Annotated in this window: 1 protein-coding gene; it reads left to right on the top strand. The window is 60.4% G+C overall.

The features are described from left to right. On the top strand, window positions 1–909 hold a 909-nt coding region (locus tag EOA24_RS39565; protein ID WP_245501995.1), incomplete at both ends, for an AAA domain-containing protein.

The raw sequence follows: 909 nt of genomic DNA, 5'->3' as shown, positions 1-909 counted from the left end.
GGTTCTTTGCCGAAGACCGGACTGAACCCACGATCGTCAAGAACCTTGAAAACGTCCAAGGCGATGAGAGGGACGTGATCCTGTTCTCGATAACGTTCTACAAGGATCCATCCGGAAGGCCGCCTGCGATGGATTTTGGGGCGCTGAACCGTGAGGGCGGCGAGCGCCGCCTCAATGTCGCGGTGACACGAGCCCGCCAGGAGCTCATCGTCTTTTCCGGCTTCACCGCCGACCAGATAGATCCGTCGCGAAGCAAGGCGATTGCGGTTCAGCATCTCAAGACATTCCTGGACTACGCCGAAAGAGGCCCAATCGCCTTGCCCAGCGAGAATTTTGGATCCGTCGGTGATTTCGATTCTCCGTTCGAGGAAGCAGTCGCCGATCATCTTGAGCAGCGCGGCTGGACAGTCGTTCCGCAAGTCGGAATTTCCGACTTCCGGATAGACCTCGGCATCCGGCATCCGGATCTCGCGGGCGCGTATCTGGCAGGCGTCGAGTGCGATGGAGCGACTTACCATCGGTGCGCAACGGCGAGAGACAGGGACAAGGTTCGCGAACAGGTCTTGACCGGCCTCGGCTGGACAATCCTTCGCGTCTGGTCAACGGACTGGTGGTTCGATGCCGGGGGCTGTGCCGAGCGTCTTCATACAAGTCTGATGAATCTGCTCGAGCAGAACCGGGCGCGCCACTCGAGCGAACAGACGCAGGAGGCGACGGTCCGCTGGCAAATGGGCCAAGCGGTCGAACCGACAACCGAGACTGCCGAGCCTCCGCCAACGGCGACCGACGAGCTCCCACCCCTGCCGGCCACATTGGAGGTCGATCTCGTTTCGGCAAATGCTACGACAAATCCTGAGGCTTTGGGCTTTTCGGCGCTTGCAACAATGGCGGACCAGGGCAATCTGGAGG

The organism is Mesorhizobium sp. M2A.F.Ca.ET.039.01.1.1, from assembly GCF_003998035.1.
Classification (GTDB): Bacteria; Pseudomonadota; Alphaproteobacteria; order Rhizobiales; family Rhizobiaceae; genus Mesorhizobium.
Note: the sequence above shows the minus strand (reverse complement) of the source record. Positions and strands in the feature narration are given on the sequence as shown.